The organism is Edaphocola aurantiacus, assembly GCF_019797745.1.
Lineage (GTDB): Bacteria > Bacteroidota > Bacteroidia > Chitinophagales > Chitinophagaceae > Edaphocola > Edaphocola aurantiacus.
This window is the reverse complement of record NZ_VOSI01000003.1, coordinates 295,080-312,824: the sequence shown is the minus strand read 5'-3', so window position 1 is coordinate 312,824 and position 17,745 is coordinate 295,080. Positions and strand designations below refer to the sequence as shown.

The window sequence follows — 17,745 nt, the reverse complement described above, 5'->3', positions numbered from 1 at the left end:
GCTATAAATATGAAGAAAAATGCCGGTCGGGAGCCATACCGGTAAAAAATTACTCGAGGTATTCCAACGTAATCAGTACCATGCCGGGCGGCTGTACGTCTGTTCCCGCTTCAGAAGGAGCATCTTTGGCCACCTCCCAGATATTATTCGTGATATACTCCTCTGTAACGCCTATTTTAAACAGACATTCTTTCAGCTGGGCACTGTAATCATATAACCAGCCATTATCTGTACGCAAAACAAAACTATTCAGTTCCAGACCGGTGATCTTGCCGGAATAAGCTGCCAGTGCACGGTTCAGCACCAGGCAGAAACTATCCTGCTGTAAGAGCGCGCTGTCTGCCATATTCAGCTGCAGTAAAGTAATTGTCTTTTTATTGGGCACATAACCTTTGGGCAACATGCGCAACTGAAGCGTATCCATGGCGCCTATACCATATAGCCTGAAGGTATCGGAAAGGTCATTATAATATCGCTGTGCTGCACTTACCTGGTAGGTTTTACCGGCAGGTAAGGGAAGGTAAAAACTACCATCACCTTTATTACTTTTTAGATTGTACACCACCTGCGTTTCCTGTGTCTGAACAGTAATATCGGCAAGGGTGACCGGTGTACCGCTTTCAAAATCTTTTACAGATCCGCAAAGCATAGCCATTTCTACCGGACGAAAATCTTTAGGCAGGTCTGTGGTATAAATATCAAGTCCGCCATAGCCTCCGGGACGATTGGATGCAAAATACATTGTGTCCCCTCTCAGGATCACGGTACCGCAAAGCTCATCATAATTTGAGTTTGCCGGTGTACCCAGGTTCATGGCCTTAGCCCATTTACCATCGGGTTGCTGGCGGGATACAAACATATCAAAACCGCCGAAACCACTGTGGCCTTTAGATGCGAAATATAGTGTCTTGCCATCGGCAGCGATTACCGGAGTGAGCTCATCTTTATCTGTATTGATACCGGGGCCAAGATTCTCAGGCACCTGCCAGTATCCTTTTTTGAAATAGCTTACCCAGATATCTTTGCCGCCATACCCGCCTTCTCTGTCGCTGACAAAATACAATGCCGTCTCATCAGAAGCAAGTGCCGGCATGCCTTCATATGCTGTGGTATTTATGGTATATCCAAAAGGACGTGGTACAGACCAGCCAAAGGCTGTAGCATAGGACAGGTAAAGATCACAACCACCCATCTCCCAGCCATTGGGACTACGGTTATCGCACTTTTGATAGATCATGTACTTATCATTAAAGGAGCGTACCTGTGCACATTCAGGAAAAGGAGAATTGAGCGGGAAACCCATATCCCGGGCCAGCGTCCAGTCTCCGCAACTATCCAGCGTGCTGATGAAAAAATCTTCATTCAGGCCATTGCTGCGGCGGGTAAAAATAAGGTCTTTACGCACCCCGGAAAATGAGGGAAAATAATCGTCATCGACACTATTCACACTATCACCCAACAAAGTAACTTTTACATTGTATTTATGATACCCGATCAGGCGGCCAAAATCTATAGAGCGTTGCAGGGCTGCTACCTCTTCTTTCAGTTGTGGTTTGGCCTGAGGAGATACATGATAGCTACGCAGCACAATACCTGCTTTCTCCGCATTACCGGACCGCATCAGTGCATTGGCAAGAGGAATAGCAAATATCTGTGTACCACCGGAACAGGATTTGGTGCCGGATTCGAATACATAAGAGGCATCCTGGTACCGGCCCTGGTCGAAATAAAACTTACCCAATATACTGTACACCTCCGGCGAATGCGGTGCTGCATTGAGTGCTTTTTTATAGAACTGTTCTGCTTTACGCAGGTTCTTTTCCCCCATAAACAGGTTTGCCCTGGTAAGGTAACGATCAGCTGCCGATACACCTGTCTGTGCTATTCCGTAGCGGAAAGGCAACAACAGTAACAGCAATATGAGGGTATACCGCAGCAATATCTGGAGGGTTAAAAGGGTTACAATTTTCTTCTTTGAATTTCTTTTTTGATCAGTGACAACTCCCGGCCGGTTTGTCCTTTTACTGAAGTATTTTCCTGTGCACGGCGCATCAGGTAAGGGATTACATCTTTTACCGGACCGTAAGGAAGGTATTTAGAGGCATGGTATCCTTCATTGGCCAGGTTGAAGGTCATATTATCACTCATACCGAACAATTGCGCAAAATACACTTTAGGCGTATCGTTTGGCAATCCTTTTTGTTTCATGATATCAGCCGCAATCAGGCAGCTGTCTTCATTATGTGTTCCTATAAATGTAGCGATTGCTTCATGATGATTCAGACAATACGATACTGCTGCATTGTAATCTTTATCAGTAGATGCTTTATCTGGCTGAATGGGGCTCTGGTAGCCCATTTCAATAGCACGGCTTCTTTCTTTTTCCATATAAGCACCGCGTACCAGCTTGGCACCCAGTATATACCCTTTGTCTTTTGCACGCTCATGCGAAACTTTCAGGAAAGCCAGGCGATCGTGGCAATATAACTGGAAGGTATTGAATACAACAACTTTCCCTTTGTTATAGCGCTCCATCATGGCGTCAGTCAGTTCGTCTACCGGTCTTTGTATCCAGGATTCTTCTGCATCTACCAGGATCATGAGATTATGATCATTGGCAACGCTGCAGATCGCATCGATACGATCCTGCACTCTCGCATATTCTTTTTCTTCGTCAGCATTCAGAGGTACCTGCGCATGCACTTTTTCAAGCAGGCTGAAACGGGCAAAACCGGTAACTTTTATGGGAATAAAAGGGATATTCTTTTGAGAGGCCGCATATTGTATGGCCTTAATAAATTCCGGAACAGCTTTATCAAATTCAGCCTCTCCCGATTTTCCTTCCACACCATAATCCAGTGCTACGCCTACATTGTACTTCGCCAGCATTTCGGCAGTGTTGGCCACTTCCTGCAGGGTCTCGCCACCACAGAATTGTTCAAAAATGGTACGCTTAATCAACCCGGTAATAGGCAGGTTCATCTTTAATGCCGCGCTGGTAAAGGCGATTCCTATACGGGTAAGCGTAGAAGAAGACATTGAGTTGAACAAGAAATTAGCCTGTTTCAGTTGTTTGTCATTTTTGTAGCGGAATGCGATCTCGGTGTTATCGAAAGAAAGAGACATTGAAAATAATAGTTATGTAATCAAAATTTATCCGCAAATATAATCATATAATGGAAAAATGCACCCTACCCTGCTTATTTTACATGAACGGCAGATACTTTATATGGCAGGCTGCCGTACCTTTGCTTACAAAAATTCCGATCCGTATTCATGAATCCGATCAAACGTATACTGGGACATCTCTATTTCTTTTACGGCATGCTCCTGTTCCTGATCACTATGGTGATCATACTGATCCCTGTCGGCATTGCATTGTTATTTTCCGAACCGAAACGCGCACGGATCATACATCCTACATATAAAATATGGATGAGCATATTCCTGCCGCTGGTTGGCTGCCGGGTAAAAAGAAAAGGAAAAGAATATTTTGAACCCGGCCAGAATTATGTGGTAGTGGTTAACCATAATTCGCTTGTAGACATCCCTGTATCTATGCCCTGGGTACCCGGACCAAATAAAACTCTGGCCAAAATTGAAATGGCCCGCATTCCGCTGTTCGGGATCATCTATCGTGCAGGTTCTATACTGGTAGACCGTAAAAAGGAGCGCAGCCGCAGTGAGAGCCTTACACAGATGCAGGATACCCTGAAAATGGGGCTGCACCTGACTTTATACCCTGAAGGTACCCGTAACAAAACCGACAAACCACTGCAACCTTTTTATGAAGGGGCATTTATGAATGCCATTGCAGCACAGAAGCCGGTCATGCCGGGCCTCATCTTCGGCACCGGCGAAATATTGCCGCATAATATAAAATTCTGGGCCTGGCCCCACACCATAAGATTCGACTTTTTACCCCCGATTAAAACAGAGGGTATGGAACTGAAAGATAAAAAACAGCTGAAAGAGCAGGTGTTCCGTTTAATGGAACAGTATTACATCAATAACCGTTAAGTATGATGAAGATTGTTATCCTGGGTACGGGAAATGTAGCCCGTTTTTTTCTGCAGCAACTTGCAGATCAAAAGGTTGATGTTGTGCAACTGTATAATCACCGGGCAGAAAGCGCCCAGGATCTGAGCACTCAATATGGCATTCCACTCGTTACCGAAACAAATGCGATAAATCCTGATGCAGACCTGTATCTGTTCTGTATAAAAGACCAGGCTATTACAGGCCTCGCTGCAGGTATCAAACTCAAACCAACACAAACGGCTGTACACTGCGCCGGATCTCAATCGCTGGATCTGCTGGCGGCTACCGGCATTAATACCGCTGTGGTATGGCCATTGTACTCGATCAATAAAAATAAGCTGCCACAGGAGCGAACTGTGCCCCTGGTTGTGGAAGCATCAAATAGTTTTGCTGCGCAGCAGGCCGAAGCATTTGCCGCACTGATTTCTAACCATATCACCCCTGTAAGCTATGCACAAAGACAATACCTGCATCTATCAGCGGTGATGGTCAATAATTTCACCAATCATTTACTGGCTATAGGAGCGCAAATCTGCGCAGAACAATCGCTGCCATATGACCTGTTAAAACCGATTATTGCGCAAACCTTTACCAGTGCTATGATACAGGACCCGTCCAGCTTACAGACCGGTCCGGCAGTGCGTAATGATGTGCGTACTATGGATGTACATGTTCAGCTGCTACAGACCCATCCGGAATGGGAAAGCCTGTACCGGGCGATCAGTAATTCTATTGAAAAAATGCACACCTGATGGCTTATTATGATTTAAGCAAGGAGGAACGTGCAGGAGTATTCAGTCAGATGACAGAAGTCGTCTGTACGGAAACAAATGCCGGGCAATGGAAGCTGGGTTACGCATACTTCGCCGACCCGGATACGTACATACGCAAAAATGCCTATCTTGCTACAGGCCGGCTGGTGCAGGCCGGGACGATATCCAAAAGCCGCGTCATACAGATACTGGAAGAACTGTTTAAGGATGAAAACCAGTTGGTACGCCAGACAGTAATTAATGCTGCAGGCGAGATCGGCTGTTTCGACTTTGAAGCGGTAATGCCTTTTTTTGAAAAAGGACTATTTGATCCGCACCACCAAGTGCGTAATGCCGTAATCGGTTCGATCAAAAAGATGGGACAGAAGAACCCGGTGCCGGTACTGGCTTACGCGGAACGATTCCTGGAGCATGAGCAATTTGAGATCAGGCGTGAGATCGTGCATGGTATTGAATTGCGGGGCCGTACACATCCGCAGGATATCCTGCCCTTGCTACGCAGACTGGAGCATGATCAGAAACCCCGTGTACGCAATACGCTGGTACATGTACTGGGACAGATTGCTTATAAAAAGGGATGCCTGGAGACGGTTTGTGCAGACCTGAAAACGCACTGGCAAAATAAGGAACTGGTAAACGATGCCCTGGAAGAGATTATTGATGTACATTATCGATACCGTAATTTCACCTGCTATACACAGGACGAGGCCAGGGCATACATTGAACAATATTTTAGTAATTAAAAAGAAGACATGAATATTTTATCACTATTCGAACATATCAAGGTTTTTGTTTTTGACATTGATGGTGTACTGACGGACGGTATGCTGCATGTACAGGAGGATGGCGAATTGCTTCGCCGCATGAATATCAAGGACGGTTACGCATTGCAGCTTGCGGTTAAAAAAGGATATCATGTATGGGTTATTTCCGGCGGGCTCTCTACGGCTTCTATGCGCAGATTGAACAACCTGGGTATCGAAGAGGTACATATAGGTGTGAAGGATAAACTAGCCCTGCTAAAAGCAAAGCTGGCTGCAGTTAAGATCGGCCCGGAACAGGTATTGTTTATGGGTGATGACATGCCGGACATTGCGGCACTTGAGTATTGCGGACTCGCGACCTGCCCTAACGATGCGGCCGTTGAGGTAGCTAATATTGCCGATTACATTTCTCCGATTAAAGGGGGCGCAGGCTGTGTACGGGATGTCATTGAAAAGGTTTTAAAAATAAATAAACACTGGGAATAAAAAAGAGCACCTTTCGGTGCTCTTTTTTATTATTTGAATAATTCAAAACCATATTGAGCATCGGCCCAGAAGGCATCTAATGCAATAAGCCTTGGTTTAAAAAAAGAGATCAATTTACTCCAGTCTTCCTTTTTAAAAATGTTTACATCATTGATGGTATAACTAATGCGGCTTACCATGCGTCCGTAATCATTCTCAACATCTTCTTCCCACTCCCACTCCTCTTCCAGGTTCATCATTAATAAAGCCCGCAGCTGTTTCCATTGCTCAAACATCAATGCACGCATACCTGCATCAGGGTGAGACATTTCAATACTGACGGTCGCTTTCTTACTCGTCGCGTCGGTTTTGAAATGCAATTGCTTGATGCCAGTCTTGTAATTGATCCAGTTTACCCTTAAGCCTTCTGCCGATGGCACTACTGCCATATACTGACCAAAAGTGCGCCAGAACTGCTCTTTTATCGCCGCTGCTTCTTCTCTTGTATACACTCAGTATTTTTTCTGCAAATTAAAAACATTCTCTCCGCAAATATGTCTTCTCTGCGAAAAATACGTAGCCGTAACGACTGATACTTAACGTAGGTTCATTGTAAATGCAAATAAAAAGTTATTACACAGTTCAAATGAACTAACAGATGATAAATATCTTATATTACACTTCCGACCTATACGGTTCGAGTTGTATAAAACCAAATATGAAGAGTATGAGTAAATTAATCATACTGGCTATGTGTATGCCTTTCCTCGCCGCATGTACCAATGAAAGTGAAAAAAACCATGATCTGATGATCAAAAAGTATTTTAAGGCCGCTACCAGCAATGGTATGGATTTTCAGATACGAAGAATCAATACCCAGTCTCAAAAGCATACTGCTTACACATCCTTTATTGAATATCAGTATATCAATAAAGAAGGGAAAACTGTGAAATCTTCTGTTACGATCGAAACGGTAGGCACCAATCAGAATTACATTGTGGTAAACGGGGATTGCATCAGCACAGATCAGCTGGCATATGAGATAAAGAATAATATTGAGCCTGCTCCTGCAAGCCAACCTTCTTCCGGAAACAGTCGCCGGGAAATGGATGGTAAGTATATGAAAAATACACCGGAGTATGTCCCTTTCCGGTAACACTTTCTTTGATCAGACTTCCCTAAAAGAAAAAACCTCCTTAGACAAGGAGGAGGTGAGTTGTATAAAAGAGTGTTTACCTACTGCAAATATAAGCTAAGAAGAGTTATTTTGTCAAGTCTCTGAACATATAATTGTTTTTTAATATTGTAAATCACCTAAGACCACGCAATTTAAACAAAAACGAAAATTATAATAATGTGTTTTTTTCACTAAAAAGTGTAAAATTAGATCGTTTTTGATCTGATAATTGATTTTTATTCCCTTCCTCAAAGCAATTTCCGGCACTGCATCATCGTACACTTTATATTACATATAAATTACATAAAAAGTAATATTCTATACGGACAAGTTAAAAATATGCAAAAAAACAATTACCTTTATTGTCCTATATATCATGTATGAAGCGGTTAATTTTTACCACTCTTGCTATTGTAGCAAGTTTTCTATCTTATTGTCAGCCCGTATGTAACGGTTACTGGGGGCAATATCTTGTTAATCAAACATTTGGTGCAGGCAATGCAACCAATAACTGGTACGGCCCTCTGGCCACTTTCGCTCCTGGTGCCAGTACTTCCACAATCTTTGTAGGCGCAGCGGGTCCTCCAACCGGGACTTTGACTGACGGCTATTCCGGTTTGGCTAAAAATCCGAACATAGCAGGTCAGGGTGCTAACTGGGTCAGCAAAACAGACCACACAGGAGACCCTAATGGTCTGATGCTTCTGGTTAATGCTCCTTCGACTGCAGCTACCGTATTCTTTGAATATACTATGGACAACCTGTGTCCGAATACGACATTGAAGCTTGGCGTGTGGGTATTAAACGTCAATTCCGGCCTGGTACTAACCAGTACCTGTGGTGCCAGTACCCAATACCCCAATATTACACTTAGGGTTGTAGATCCTGTAACCAATGCAGTTATTGCTACATCCAATACAGGAAACGTACCACTTGATACGGCCTGGCATCAATACTCTATCGTGTTCAACAATGCTGCAAATACTTCTGTAAAACTGCAGCTGATCAATAACTCTGTAGGTTCTGGCTGTGGTAATGACCTGGCACTGGATGATATTACAGTACAGCCTTGCGTACCCATATCGCAGGTATTACCTAAACGGGATACCCTGACCTGTTCCAACACTACTGTAGATATGCATGCCAATGTGATCAACAGTCCTTATAATCCGGCGGAGTACCAATGGCAGTACAGTTCTGACGGAGGAGCCACCTGGATTAATGCAGGTGCCGCATCCGGCAGTCCTGATTACACCTTTAATACCACCGGTCTTGCACTGGGTCAATACCTGATCCGCTACCTGACCGGAGCAACCGGTACTACCGGCAATACGAACTGTATCGCAATCAGTGATACCTCAAAAATCTATGTAGACTCCATCCCGAAAGTAAACCTCGTGGAGACGATCTGTTCGGGCCAGATTATGGATTTCTATGGCAGAATTCTGACGACAAGTGGTATTTATGATACGATAATTCCGGCTGGCGGTATGACCTGCGATACACTGGTTACGCTTGACCTTACTGTTGCCCAAAGCCCTGACCAGATTATGATGTCCGATACGATTATTGCCTGCCAGTATGATACTGTGGCCATCGAATCGAACACACTGCCTTACAGTGGTAATTACACATACAACTGGGTTCCGGCTACGAACCTGAGCAATACTACAGATCCTAATATATGGTTCAATGCTGATGCCAGCCGCAGATATGTACTGACCGTTACCAATACTGTCAATAATGTATCCTGCAGCATTTCCGATACGATAGATCTGATTGTCAATCCTGGAGATTTCCTTCAATTGCCTATTATAGATTCGGGAATATGTCCGGGTGATACTGTACAATTAAGCGCCAGCGGTGCCAGCACATATCATTGGTCGCCGGGTACTTATTTAAGTAATGCAAATATTGCCAATCCGGTAGCCAGAACAGAAACCTCTACTTTATATACCCTCATAGGTACAAGCGACAAGGGCTGCCGGGATACCCAAACGGTTTATATCACCGTACATCCTGCTGCGGTACTTGAATTACCGGATTTTGTCAATATTTATGCAGGTGAGGTATATAATATGCAACCAGGCACCAATGCTATATATTTCCAGTGGTTCCCTAACTCAGGATTGAACAGCAACAGCATCAGCAACCCGCAAATGAGTCCGGAAGTTGATACGCGTTACTTTGTAACTGCACGCACGGAGTATGGCTGTTCAATTACCGATTCGGTTGACTTCCGGGTAAAAGAAACAGTGCTGGATATGCCTAATGCCTTTAACCCGAACAACAGCCGATTCAAAGCGAGCATCCGCGGTATAGCTACCTTAGAATCTTTTGAGATATATAACAGATGGGGACAGAAAATTTTTGAAACCAATGATATCAATAAAGGATGGGACGGCTTCTTCAATGGTTCTGCACAACCGAATGGTGTGTACATCTACCAGATCAATGCCACAACCAGGGAAGGTAAGCGTTTCCAGAAAACGGGCAATGTAACCCTACTTCGATAATACTTTTATAAAATGCAAAAAAGGCTGAGATGATCTCAGCCTTTTTGCATTTATGGAGTATCCGCTTACAGGAAACAAAGATTTACCTTTTTCCTCAAGTTCCTTTTTATGGCTACCTTTTGCCTTGATGAAAACAAAGGCATTTTTGGTCCTTTTATTGCCCGGACAAAAGGACGAATAAAATAGTTGACTACGGATAGTTAGTTTTCTTATTTAAGTCCGTAAAATTGCATCCGGTTATTCCCTACGCAGACAGATTAAATGTAAAAAACATGTAAAAGGCCTATACTTTATTTCATTTTCCAACATTTTTTCGTTATAATTGTAAAAATCGAAACATCACGAAAACACTATTATGGAAAACAATCGTTATTTGTCTTACAATCGCATTGTGAGAACCAGGAGTAAAGAGAAGACATTAACTCTTTTAATCGCATCAGCAGTTATTATCGCCATAGCCGGAGCATTGCTCCTCAGCTCAGGATTGAAGTAACGCTTATTTATAGCATCAATAAAGCCCCTCATTGAGGGGCTTTATTCGTAAAATAGTCTTTAGTTTAGAAGATAATGGCTGTAGCATTTGCCGTGGACGTAGCCTGGGCCCAGGCGGCTGAGAAGTAAGCACCTGGTGGCAGGCAAGGCGGTGTGGGTTGCCCCATTGTGTTGGAACTCATGTAACCCAATCCGACACTACAGGAAGCGAGCCCGGTACCGCCAGACATATATATAATTTTGATTGAATTAATATCAAAACCGGCCAGGGAAGTAAAAGTTGAAATACCCGGCGGTATGGTAGCGATAGCACCGTAGCCCGTCATAGTGGCTTCGTAGGTACAAGCTGTAAGGTTGTTTACCGTCACGATATTAGCCTGTGCTATTCCCGTCGTTCCGAGCAATATGCATGCTCCCAGTAATAGTTTTTTCATCATTTAATATTTGAGGAGTTAATAATACTCAAATATAGGAATAAATAAAACGAAAACAGGGGATTAAAATTGAGTAATTTTGATCTTTAAATACTGATAATCAATATAATAAACCTTAATCTATATGCTGATCAAGTCCATAAAATATATCTTGTTAGTATGCTTTCTTCCTTTCTGTATCCATGCCCAGCAAGCTGGTTTGGATACAGAAGCTCCTGATCCGGGATACTGGCAATTGTCTGCCGGTGATACCGCAGTCATTTTTACAGATATGGCCTATATCCGCAATAGTCCGGGATTAGAAGGCTCTATGGTAAGCGATTCTCTGCAGGCCGGCACAAAGGTGGTAATTGTAGGTGAGGCTTTGAGCAGTAGTACCATAAAGGGTTTTCGGGCACCCTGGCAGGAGATCCGCTACCGTAAAGACGGACAGGAAAGGCATGGCTATATCTGGCTGGGACTTCTGGCTATAGGTCAAACTACGATAGATAATGGACAGATCTGCCTATATGGTTTTGACCGGTATGTTCCGCTACGGGGAGATCGGTATGCGGCCTTTAGCTGCGCGATAAAACTGATCGATCCACAGCAGCAGATCCTCGCCAGGCATCCCTTCTCCTTTGGCTACACCGAACAAAGCGCTACTGAAATAAAGGGCTTGAATGGCATGGGATTAAAAGGCCTGCGCAATATTATACGGATCGGTTTCCTGGGCGAGGCATGTGCCATATCTTCTGATTACTTTTACTTCGGCTGGAACGGAAGTACTTTTATTCCTCTGCCGGGAGCCTATAGGGTGAGCGATGCAGGTGTGTTCTACCATAGCGAGCAGATACTTTTTCCTTCAGAGCATAAAAAGGCGGCCAATACCATCTATAAAATGATAGAAGAAGGCGTATCCATTGAAGAAGGTGAAGGCAAGGAGATTCTGTACAAAATCAAGAAAAAGAAAGAGACTTATCTGTGGAATGGGAAAGGATATGTAAAAGTAAAAGGGCCAAAATAACAGGTTACGTTTGTGTAACGAGCATAAAAAAAGCGCTTCCGCATTAACTGCTGAAACGCTTGCCTCTATTAGCGTGGTCCCACTCGGGCTTGAACCAAGGACCCTCTGATTATGAGTCAGATGCTCTAACCAACTGAGCTATAGGACCAGACAGCTACAAGAGCTGTACTAAAGGATTGCAAAGATAATGAAAATTATTTCTCTGCAAAATTTAAAGACAAAATTTCAAAAATTCAACCAAAAACCTATATTTGCTTCTATATTACTTAATCATCAAAATATAATTACAATGTCTGAACAACAAAATCAAGACCAGGGAATCAATATTGAACTGACAGACGAGCAAGCGAACGGTACTTACTCTAACTTAGCTATCATCACTCACTCTTACTCTGAGTTCGTAATGGACTTTATCAGCGTAATGCCGGGTATGCCTAAAGCTAAAGTTAACTCTCGTATTGTTATGACTCCGCACAACGCGAAACGTCTGATGAGAGCGCTGATCGATAACATTAAACGTTACGAAACCCAAAATGGTCTGATCAAAGACGAACAAGATGGTGGTGTGCCAATGAACCTGGGTGGAACAACTGGTGAAGCTTAATTTCAACATTAACATGTATATCAAAGAGCTGCTGTTTTACAGTGGCTCTTTTTTATTCCCGGCCGCGTTTCGCGAAACGTAAAATAAATCGTAATTTTGCACAACATTTAATCATTCCATTTAGGCCAAGCCTTTTCTTCGACAATGACGGAAAAAATTTTAATTCTTGATTTCGGCTCTCAGTACACTCAACTGATTGCCCGTGCCATTCGTGAACTGAATGTGTATTGTGAGATCGTTCCATGCTTAAAACCAATAGAGATCACTCCGGATATTAAAGGAATTATCCTTTCCGGCAGCCCTTTCTCTGTTAATGACCCGAATGCTCCTAAACCGGATATCAGCCAGTGGAGTAATCAGGTACCGGTATTGGGTGTATGTTACGGCGCACAGCTTATTGCACAGCAAAACGGTGGCCTGGTTGCGAAATCAAACAGTCGTGAGTACGGAAGAGCGCATCTGGTGATGGAAAACCAGGAATGTTTCCTGAGTAATATCAGTGAAGGTTCTCAGGTTTGGATGAGCCATAGCGACAGTATCAAAGAACTGCCGGAAGGTTTTACCCTCTTGGCAAAAACAAACAGTATTCCTGTAGCGGCTTACCGCGTAGATAAATATGCACAACCGGTGTATGGTATCCAGTTCCACCCGGAAGTGACACACAGTACTGAAGGCCGCAAAATGATCAAAAACTTTGTGGTTGATGTATGTAAATGCAGCCAGTCCTGGACTTCTGCAGCTTATGTTGAAGAAACAATTGCTAACCTGAAAGCCCAACTGGGCGACAGCAAAGTGGTTATGGCACTGAGCGGTGGTGTAGATTCTACCGTTGCAGCTACCCTGATCCACAGAGCGATTGGCGATAAACTGTATTGTATTTTCGTAGACAATGGTCTGCTGAGAAAGAATGAATATGAAGATGTACTGGAAAGCTACAAGGTATTAGGCCTGAATGTTAAAGGTATTGACGCTAAAGACCGCTTTTACAGCAAACTGGATGGCGTAAGCGATCCGGAAGGCAAGCGTAAGATCATCGGTGGTTTATTCATCGACATCTTCCAGGAAGAAGCACATCATTTAGAAGATGTATCCTTCCTTGGTCAGGGTACGATCTACCCTGATGTTATTGAATCAGTATCTGTTAACGGTCCTTCTGTAACCATCAAATCACATCATAATGTGGGTGGCTTACCGGAAAAAATGAACCTGAAACTGGTTGAACCACTGCGTTTCCTGTTTAAAGATGAAGTACGCCGCGTAGGTAAAGAACTGGGTATCCAGGCTTCTTTCCTGGAGCGTCATCCTTTCCCTGGTCCGGGTCTGGGTATCCGTATCCTGGGTGCTGTAACTCCTGAAAAAGTACAGATGCTGCAGGATGCTGATGACATCTATGTAAAACTGCTGAAATCGACCGGCGAATATAATAATGTATGGCAGGCAGGTACCATCCTGTTACCAGTACAGAGTGTAGGTGTTATGGGCGATGAGCGTACTTACGAATTTACAGTTGCCCTGCGTGCAGTGACTTCTGTAGATGGTATGACTGCTGACTGGGCACACCTTCCTTACGATTTCCTGGCTAAGGTATCGAACGATATCATCAACAATGTAAGAGGTATCAACCGTGTGGTATACGACATCAGCTCCAAGCCACCGGCTACCATTGAATGGGAATAATCCGATTATTAAATCATATTTTTGAAAGCCATTATTGTATAATGGCTTTTTTATTGTAATTGAACATGAAATTATTATTTGCTGCGAACCGTTTTCCCTACCCTCCTTACCGGGGTGATAAGCTGAAAATATATAACCTGGCCAAAAGAATCGGCCGGCAGCATGAGATACACCTGCTTACGTTCCTGGAAGATGAAAGCGATCTGCAATACCTTCCGGAACTGGAAAAGATATTTAAAACAGTACACCTGGTACGCCTTCCCAAAGCGAAAAGTTATGGTAATGTGCTGAAGGCGATTGCAGGCAGTACGCCTTTTCAGGTAGCCTATTTCGAATCGGCAGCCATGCACGGCAAAATAGCCGAACTGTTGCAACAGCACCAGTTTGATGCCATACATGTGCAGCACCTGAGAATGGCACAGTACTTTGCAGCGTATCCGAATGTACCCCGTATACTGGACCTTCCGGATGCCTACTCTCTGTACTGGAAACGCAGGATAGAAGCCACTTCCGGTATTAAGAAAATTTTTAACCGCATAGAATATAACCGTGTGCGCCGCTACGAACCGGTACTGAACCGCTTTGAACTTACGCTGGTTTGTTCCCGTGAAGACCAGTCCTGGCTGATCAATGAGCAGCATATCGGAAATGTACACATCCTGCCTAATGGCGTAGATACCTCTACATTCTACAATGAGGCGCATGATTATGCTCAGGATAAGATCGTGCTTTTTACCGGCAATATGGATTATGCTCCGAATGTAGATGCGGTACAGTATTTTGCGAAAGACATCTTCCCTACCCTGCAGGAACGCCATCCGGGACTGCGTTTCATCATCGCCGGACAAAGACCGGTCGATGCCGTAAAAGCACTGGAAAGCGAATATATCAGCGTGACCGGTTTTGTGAAAGATCTGAAAGAGGTATACAAAACTGCAGCTATCGTAACTGCCCCGCTGCGCTTCGGTGCCGGTACGCAGAATAAGGTGCTGGAGGCTATGGCTATGGCCGTACCCGTAGTGAGCATGAATGTGGGATTCCAGGGATTAAATATTGACTCTGGAGAAGGGGTCATCCTGGCGACCGATACGACTGCATTTATTGAAGCTTGTGATCAGTTGCTGAAAGACCGTTCGTATCGTGAAAAAGTAGGTACAGCGGGCAAAAGAGTTATTGACACACAGTTTGACTGGGATGTAGTCAGTAAAAAACTTGAAGATTATTTCACACAGATTATTGAAAAAAAATAATCAAAAAAGAATAGTTTAGCGGTTTATTATAAACCCCGAAACAAATGAACAAATACATGAGCATTATGGCTACTGGTATGCTCTGCCTGGGCCTGTCTCTAACCGGTTATGCACAGCAAAAATCAGTACTGACGCAGATATCAAATCCGGGAAGAGTATTTCCCAGTGCAGATCTGGAGTCATATAAGCCACAGCTGGAGCAGCAATTTGGTGTTGAGAAAGCCACAAAAATCCTCCATACAGTAACCCAGGAAGGATGGCCGGAAGCGATCAATACCATGGACGAGCGCCTGGGAGATCCTGCACAGAATACTATAAAGAAATTCAAGGTAAGAACCGTTGCCATGATCAATAGCAATTATTGCCTTGTATCGGTGAGTCCTGCAGATAATCCTGGTCTGGATGATACATATTATTTATCCTCCGGCGAGCCATTTTATATGTTAGTAGGTAAGGACGGTATAAAAAATCCGGTTGCCCCGCCGCTGGCAAAAGCAAAACCTGCCGGCGCCACTCCGGCGAAAAGTGCCAAAACACAAAAATCAAAATAGCAGAAAGAGCAACCCTGGGTTGCTCTTTCTGCTATTTATACGCGGACGCTACCGGCATATTATTTTATGATGATCGCTAGGAAAAGCTGATTTTAATATATACTTTAGTACTAATATCAATCCTGAAAACATATGAAACAATGTATTACTTTTTTAAGCACATTATTGCTGCTACTCTGCCTGCACGTTCCGGGCAATGCGCAACAATCAGTAGTAACACAGATTTCAGATCCGGGAAAGCTGTATTCTACCTTTAACCTGAAAGATTATAAGGCACAGCTGGAACAGCAGTTCGGCGTTTCCAAAGCCGCTGAAATGGTCAAGTACGGGCGCGAAGAGACCTGGCCAGAGGGTTTAAACACTTTCGACAAACGTATGGAAGACCCTTCTCAGGAAGCCCTTAAAAAGTACAAGGTCAGAACGGTAGTTGCACTGAACAGTAACCAGATTATGATCTCTGTAAGCCCATCGGACAATAGTTTCATGGCAAGCAGATACCTCTTATCCGGACAAACCTTTTACATCGTAATCGGTAAAGAAGGCCTGAAGAACACCACTGCACCACAACTGAAAGAGGCTGAATCCACAGAATCGGATGCAACAAACAGGGTAAAACAATTATTAAAATCCAAGTAAAATACAAAAGGGGTAACATTACGTTACCCCTTTTCATTTCCATCATCAATCAGATAGTATTAACCCTTCACCAGCTCTGTATTGATTACGATTTCAACGGTATTACCTACAGCAGAGATACCGCTTGGTAATTTATCGTTGTAAGACAAGTTAAAGTCCATACGATTTATCTTTGCTTTTGCTGTAAATCCAGCTCTGGTTTTACCCCATGGATCGGCGATGATACCACCGTTTTGCACCACATCAAAAGTTACTCTCTTCGTTACATCTTTGATAGTCAGATCAGCTACCAGCTTATACTGGTTGCCTTTTACTTTTGTAAAAGAAACCGATTTCAGAGACATGGTACCGTATTTGGCAGCATCAAAGAAATCAGGGGATTTCAGGTGACCATCACGGGCTTCGATACGGGTATCAATGCTGTTTACATCAATAGAAAAGTTGATCGCTGCACCATTAAAATCTTTATCTGTTTTTGCATCTACTGCACCGTTTACTTTAGTGAACTCACCATCAACGAAGCTTATGCCTAAATGCTCCACAGAAAAGCGTGCATTGGTATGTGCCGGATCAGCAGACCATTTAACCTGTGCGAAAGTAGTACCTGCCATCATCAGGGCAGCGGCCAGTAATTGAAATCCTTTTTTCATATTATTTTTCTTTTTTGTTTTTTTAATAGTGCAAAGTACGGACGTCTGAACGGGTAAAAACTTGATGTATGATAAGTTTTTAGACCTTTTTTATTTCTATTCCAAATGATTAAGCTGTAATTTGCTGCATGTCCCGGTTACTCTATCAAAGTTTTCTGCAACATATTTCCTTATCGGAAGAGGATTTCCAGCATATCCTCCGGCACTTTCATCCCAGGACGATTAAAAAGAAAACGTTGTTCCTGCGGGAAGGTATGACCACAACCACCATTGCGTTTATCCTGAAAGGAACGGTACGCGCCTATTATCTGAGCGATGACGGTATCGAACAGGTAAACCAGCTGGCCCTGGAGCAACACTGGATCGGCGACCTGTATGCCTTTCTGAAATCTGAACCGGCGCGACAGTATATTGAAGCACTGGAAGACACCGAAATACTGGCAGTCAACGGCCATGATTTAGAGCAGCTATATACTGAATATCCGCAGCTGGAGCGCTATTTCCGCATCCTGTTTCAGAATGCCTACATCCATACGCAACAGAGATTAAATGCCTCACTGCATGTACCCGCAATAGAGCGCTACCGGCAACTGATCGAACGCAATCCGGCCATTGGCCTGCGCGTACCATTAATTCATATAGCATCTTACCTGGGCATAACCCCGGAGAGCCTGAGCCGCATTCGAAAACAACTGGCACAAGTATAAAA

At 43.7% G+C, this 17,745-nt stretch carries 18 protein-coding genes and 1 tRNA gene; 13 read left to right on the top strand and 6 right to left on the bottom strand.

The genetic code is table 11. The features are described 5' to 3' along the window. Positions 1-49: 49 nt before the first annotated feature. The gene (locus tag FTD44_RS10110) at positions 50-1,939 is read right to left on the bottom strand and encodes a tetratricopeptide repeat protein (RefSeq protein WP_222166331.1); all 1,890 of its coding nucleotides are present in this window, start codon (positions 1,937-1,939) and stop codon (positions 50-52) included. Between the two features lie 20 nt (positions 1,940-1,959). Continuing rightward, a complete protein-coding gene (locus tag FTD44_RS10105; protein ID WP_222166330.1) occupies positions 1,960-3,126 on the bottom strand; it encodes a proline dehydrogenase family protein in 1,167 nt (388 codons plus the stop codon). A gap of 150 nt (positions 3,127-3,276) precedes the next feature. Here FTD44_RS10105 and FTD44_RS10100 point away from each other — a divergent pair, with 150 nt between their 5' ends. Genes FTD44_RS10100 through FTD44_RS10085 form a run of 4 tightly spaced genes read left to right on the top strand, consistent with a single transcriptional unit; the run spans position 3,277 to position 6,064 of the window. After that, positions 3,277-4,020, top strand: coding sequence for a lysophospholipid acyltransferase family protein (locus FTD44_RS10100; RefSeq protein WP_222166329.1), 744 nt, complete (start codon positions 3,277-3,279; stop codon positions 4,018-4,020). 2 nt (positions 4,021-4,022) lie between these two features. Beyond that, a complete protein-coding gene (locus tag FTD44_RS10095) occupies positions 4,023-4,793 on the top strand; it encodes a Rossmann-like and DUF2520 domain-containing protein (RefSeq protein ID WP_222166328.1) in 771 nt (256 codons plus the stop codon). Then, positions 4,793-5,557, top strand: coding sequence for a HEAT repeat domain-containing protein (locus FTD44_RS10090; protein WP_222166327.1), 765 nt, complete (start codon positions 4,793-4,795; stop codon positions 5,555-5,557). The genes FTD44_RS10095 and FTD44_RS10090 overlap by 1 nt, the downstream gene beginning before the upstream one ends. Positions 5,558-5,566: 9 nt before the next feature. Next, the gene (locus tag FTD44_RS10085; protein WP_222166326.1) at positions 5,567-6,064 is read left to right on the top strand and encodes a KdsC family phosphatase; all 498 of its coding nucleotides are present in this window, start codon (positions 5,567-5,569) and stop codon (positions 6,062-6,064) included. A gap of 29 nt (positions 6,065-6,093) precedes the next feature. On the opposite strand, the gene FTD44_RS10080 is transcribed toward FTD44_RS10085, so the two are convergent. After that, on the bottom strand, positions 6,094-6,555 hold the full coding sequence (locus FTD44_RS10080; protein ID WP_202616055.1) for a DUF4268 domain-containing protein: 462 nt from the start codon (positions 6,553-6,555) through the stop codon (positions 6,094-6,096). Between the two features lie 215 nt (positions 6,556-6,770). Here FTD44_RS10080 and FTD44_RS10075 point away from each other — a divergent pair, with 215 nt between their 5' ends. Both FTD44_RS10075 and FTD44_RS10070 read left to right on the top strand, forming a co-directional pair. Further along, entirely contained in the window at positions 6,771-7,199 is a 429-nt protein-coding gene (locus FTD44_RS10075) for a hypothetical protein (protein ID WP_222166325.1), read from the top strand. Positions 7,200-7,600: 401 nt separating this feature from the next. Further along, entirely contained in the window at positions 7,601-9,736 is a 2,136-nt protein-coding gene (locus tag FTD44_RS10070; RefSeq protein WP_222166324.1) for a T9SS type B sorting domain-containing protein, read from the top strand. A gap of 557 nt (positions 9,737-10,293) precedes the next feature. Here the strand turns inward: FTD44_RS10070 and FTD44_RS10065 are convergent. Continuing rightward, positions 10,294-10,662, bottom strand: coding sequence for a hypothetical protein (locus tag FTD44_RS10065; RefSeq protein WP_222166323.1), 369 nt, complete (start codon positions 10,660-10,662; stop codon positions 10,294-10,296). A gap of 151 nt (positions 10,663-10,813) precedes the next feature. On the opposite strand from FTD44_RS10065, the gene FTD44_RS10060 reads away from it, so the two are divergent. Beyond that, a complete protein-coding gene (locus tag FTD44_RS10060; RefSeq protein ID WP_222166322.1) occupies positions 10,814-11,668 on the top strand; it encodes a hypothetical protein in 855 nt (284 codons plus the stop codon). Positions 11,669-11,742: 74 nt separating this feature from the next. Here FTD44_RS10060 and FTD44_RS10055 read toward each other — a convergent pair. Continuing rightward, positions 11,743-11,816: transfer RNA gene (locus FTD44_RS10055), tRNA-Ile, on the bottom strand. A 39-nt stretch (positions 11,817-11,855) separates the two neighbouring features. Here FTD44_RS10055 and FTD44_RS10050 point away from each other — a divergent pair. The 5 genes from FTD44_RS10050 to FTD44_RS10030 all read left to right on the top strand — a co-directional run bounded on the left by FTD44_RS10050 (position 11,856) and on the right by FTD44_RS10030 (position 16,386). After that, the gene (locus FTD44_RS10050; RefSeq protein ID WP_237559523.1) at positions 11,856-12,272 is read left to right on the top strand and encodes a DUF3467 domain-containing protein; all 417 of its coding nucleotides are present in this window, start codon (positions 11,856-11,858) and stop codon (positions 12,270-12,272) included. A gap of 144 nt (positions 12,273-12,416) precedes the next feature. Further along, positions 12,417-13,949, top strand: a complete 1,533-nt coding sequence (guaA, locus tag FTD44_RS10045) for a glutamine-hydrolyzing GMP synthase (RefSeq protein ID WP_222166321.1) — start codon at positions 12,417-12,419, stop codon at positions 13,947-13,949. Between the two features lie 65 nt (positions 13,950-14,014). After that, positions 14,015-15,199 (top strand): glycosyltransferase, encoded by a 1,185-nt coding sequence (locus tag FTD44_RS10040; protein WP_222166320.1) that lies wholly within the window; start codon positions 14,015-14,017, stop codon positions 15,197-15,199. A 44-nt stretch (positions 15,200-15,243) separates the two neighbouring features. Then, positions 15,244-15,750: a hypothetical protein gene (locus tag FTD44_RS10035; protein ID WP_222166319.1), complete on the top strand. Its 507-nt coding sequence runs from the start codon at positions 15,244-15,246 to the stop codon at positions 15,748-15,750. A gap of 132 nt (positions 15,751-15,882) precedes the next feature. Further along, a complete protein-coding gene (locus tag FTD44_RS10030) occupies positions 15,883-16,386 on the top strand; it encodes a hypothetical protein (protein ID WP_222166318.1) in 504 nt (167 codons plus the stop codon). 59 nt (positions 16,387-16,445) lie between these two features. Here FTD44_RS10030 and FTD44_RS10025 read toward each other — a convergent pair whose 3' ends face one another. Continuing rightward, positions 16,446-17,036: a YceI family protein gene (locus FTD44_RS10025; protein ID WP_222166317.1), complete on the bottom strand. Its 591-nt coding sequence runs from the start codon at positions 17,034-17,036 to the stop codon at positions 16,446-16,448. 128 nt (positions 17,037-17,164) lie between these two features. Here FTD44_RS10025 and FTD44_RS10020 point away from each other — a divergent pair, with 128 nt between their 5' ends. Then, entirely contained in the window at positions 17,165-17,743 is a 579-nt protein-coding gene (locus tag FTD44_RS10020; protein ID WP_222166316.1) for a Crp/Fnr family transcriptional regulator, read from the top strand. Positions 17,744-17,745: the final 2 nt, after the last annotated feature.

Excerpts from the sequence above, each read along its gene's own strand:
- FTD44_RS10105 (WP_222166330.1), bottom strand. The coding sequence starts at position 3,126 with ATGTCTCTTTCTTTCGATAACACCGAGATCGCATTCCGCTACAAAAAT.
- FTD44_RS10100 (WP_222166329.1), top strand. The coding sequence starts at position 3,277 with ATGAATCCGATCAAACGTATACTGGGACATCTCTATTTCTTTTACGGC.
- FTD44_RS10095 (WP_222166328.1), top strand. The coding sequence starts at position 4,023 with ATGATGAAGATTGTTATCCTGGGTACGGGAAATGTAGCCCGTTTTTTT.
- FTD44_RS10090 (WP_222166327.1), top strand. The coding sequence starts at position 4,793 with ATGGCTTATTATGATTTAAGCAAGGAGGAACGTGCAGGAGTATTCAGT.
- FTD44_RS10085 (WP_222166326.1), top strand. The coding sequence starts at position 5,567 with ATGAATATTTTATCACTATTCGAACATATCAAGGTTTTTGTTTTTGAC.
- FTD44_RS10075 (WP_222166325.1), top strand. The coding sequence starts at position 6,771 with ATGAGTAAATTAATCATACTGGCTATGTGTATGCCTTTCCTCGCCGCA.
- FTD44_RS10070 (WP_222166324.1), top strand. The coding sequence starts at position 7,601 with ATGAAGCGGTTAATTTTTACCACTCTTGCTATTGTAGCAAGTTTTCTA.
- FTD44_RS10065 (WP_222166323.1), bottom strand. The coding sequence starts at position 10,662 with ATGAAAAAACTATTACTGGGAGCATGCATATTGCTCGGAACGACGGGA.
- FTD44_RS10050 (WP_237559523.1), top strand. The coding sequence starts at position 11,856 with ATGAAAATTATTTCTCTGCAAAATTTAAAGACAAAATTTCAAAAATTC.
- guaA (WP_222166321.1), top strand. The coding sequence starts at position 12,417 with ATGACGGAAAAAATTTTAATTCTTGATTTCGGCTCTCAGTACACTCAA.
- FTD44_RS10040 (WP_222166320.1), top strand. The coding sequence starts at position 14,015 with ATGAAATTATTATTTGCTGCGAACCGTTTTCCCTACCCTCCTTACCGG.
- FTD44_RS10035 (WP_222166319.1), top strand. The coding sequence starts at position 15,244 with ATGAACAAATACATGAGCATTATGGCTACTGGTATGCTCTGCCTGGGC.
- FTD44_RS10030 (WP_222166318.1), top strand. The coding sequence starts at position 15,883 with ATGAAACAATGTATTACTTTTTTAAGCACATTATTGCTGCTACTCTGC.
- FTD44_RS10025 (WP_222166317.1), bottom strand. The coding sequence starts at position 17,036 with ATGAAAAAAGGATTTCAATTACTGGCCGCTGCCCTGATGATGGCAGGT.
- FTD44_RS10020 (WP_222166316.1), top strand. The coding sequence starts at position 17,165 with ATGTCCCGGTTACTCTATCAAAGTTTTCTGCAACATATTTCCTTATCG.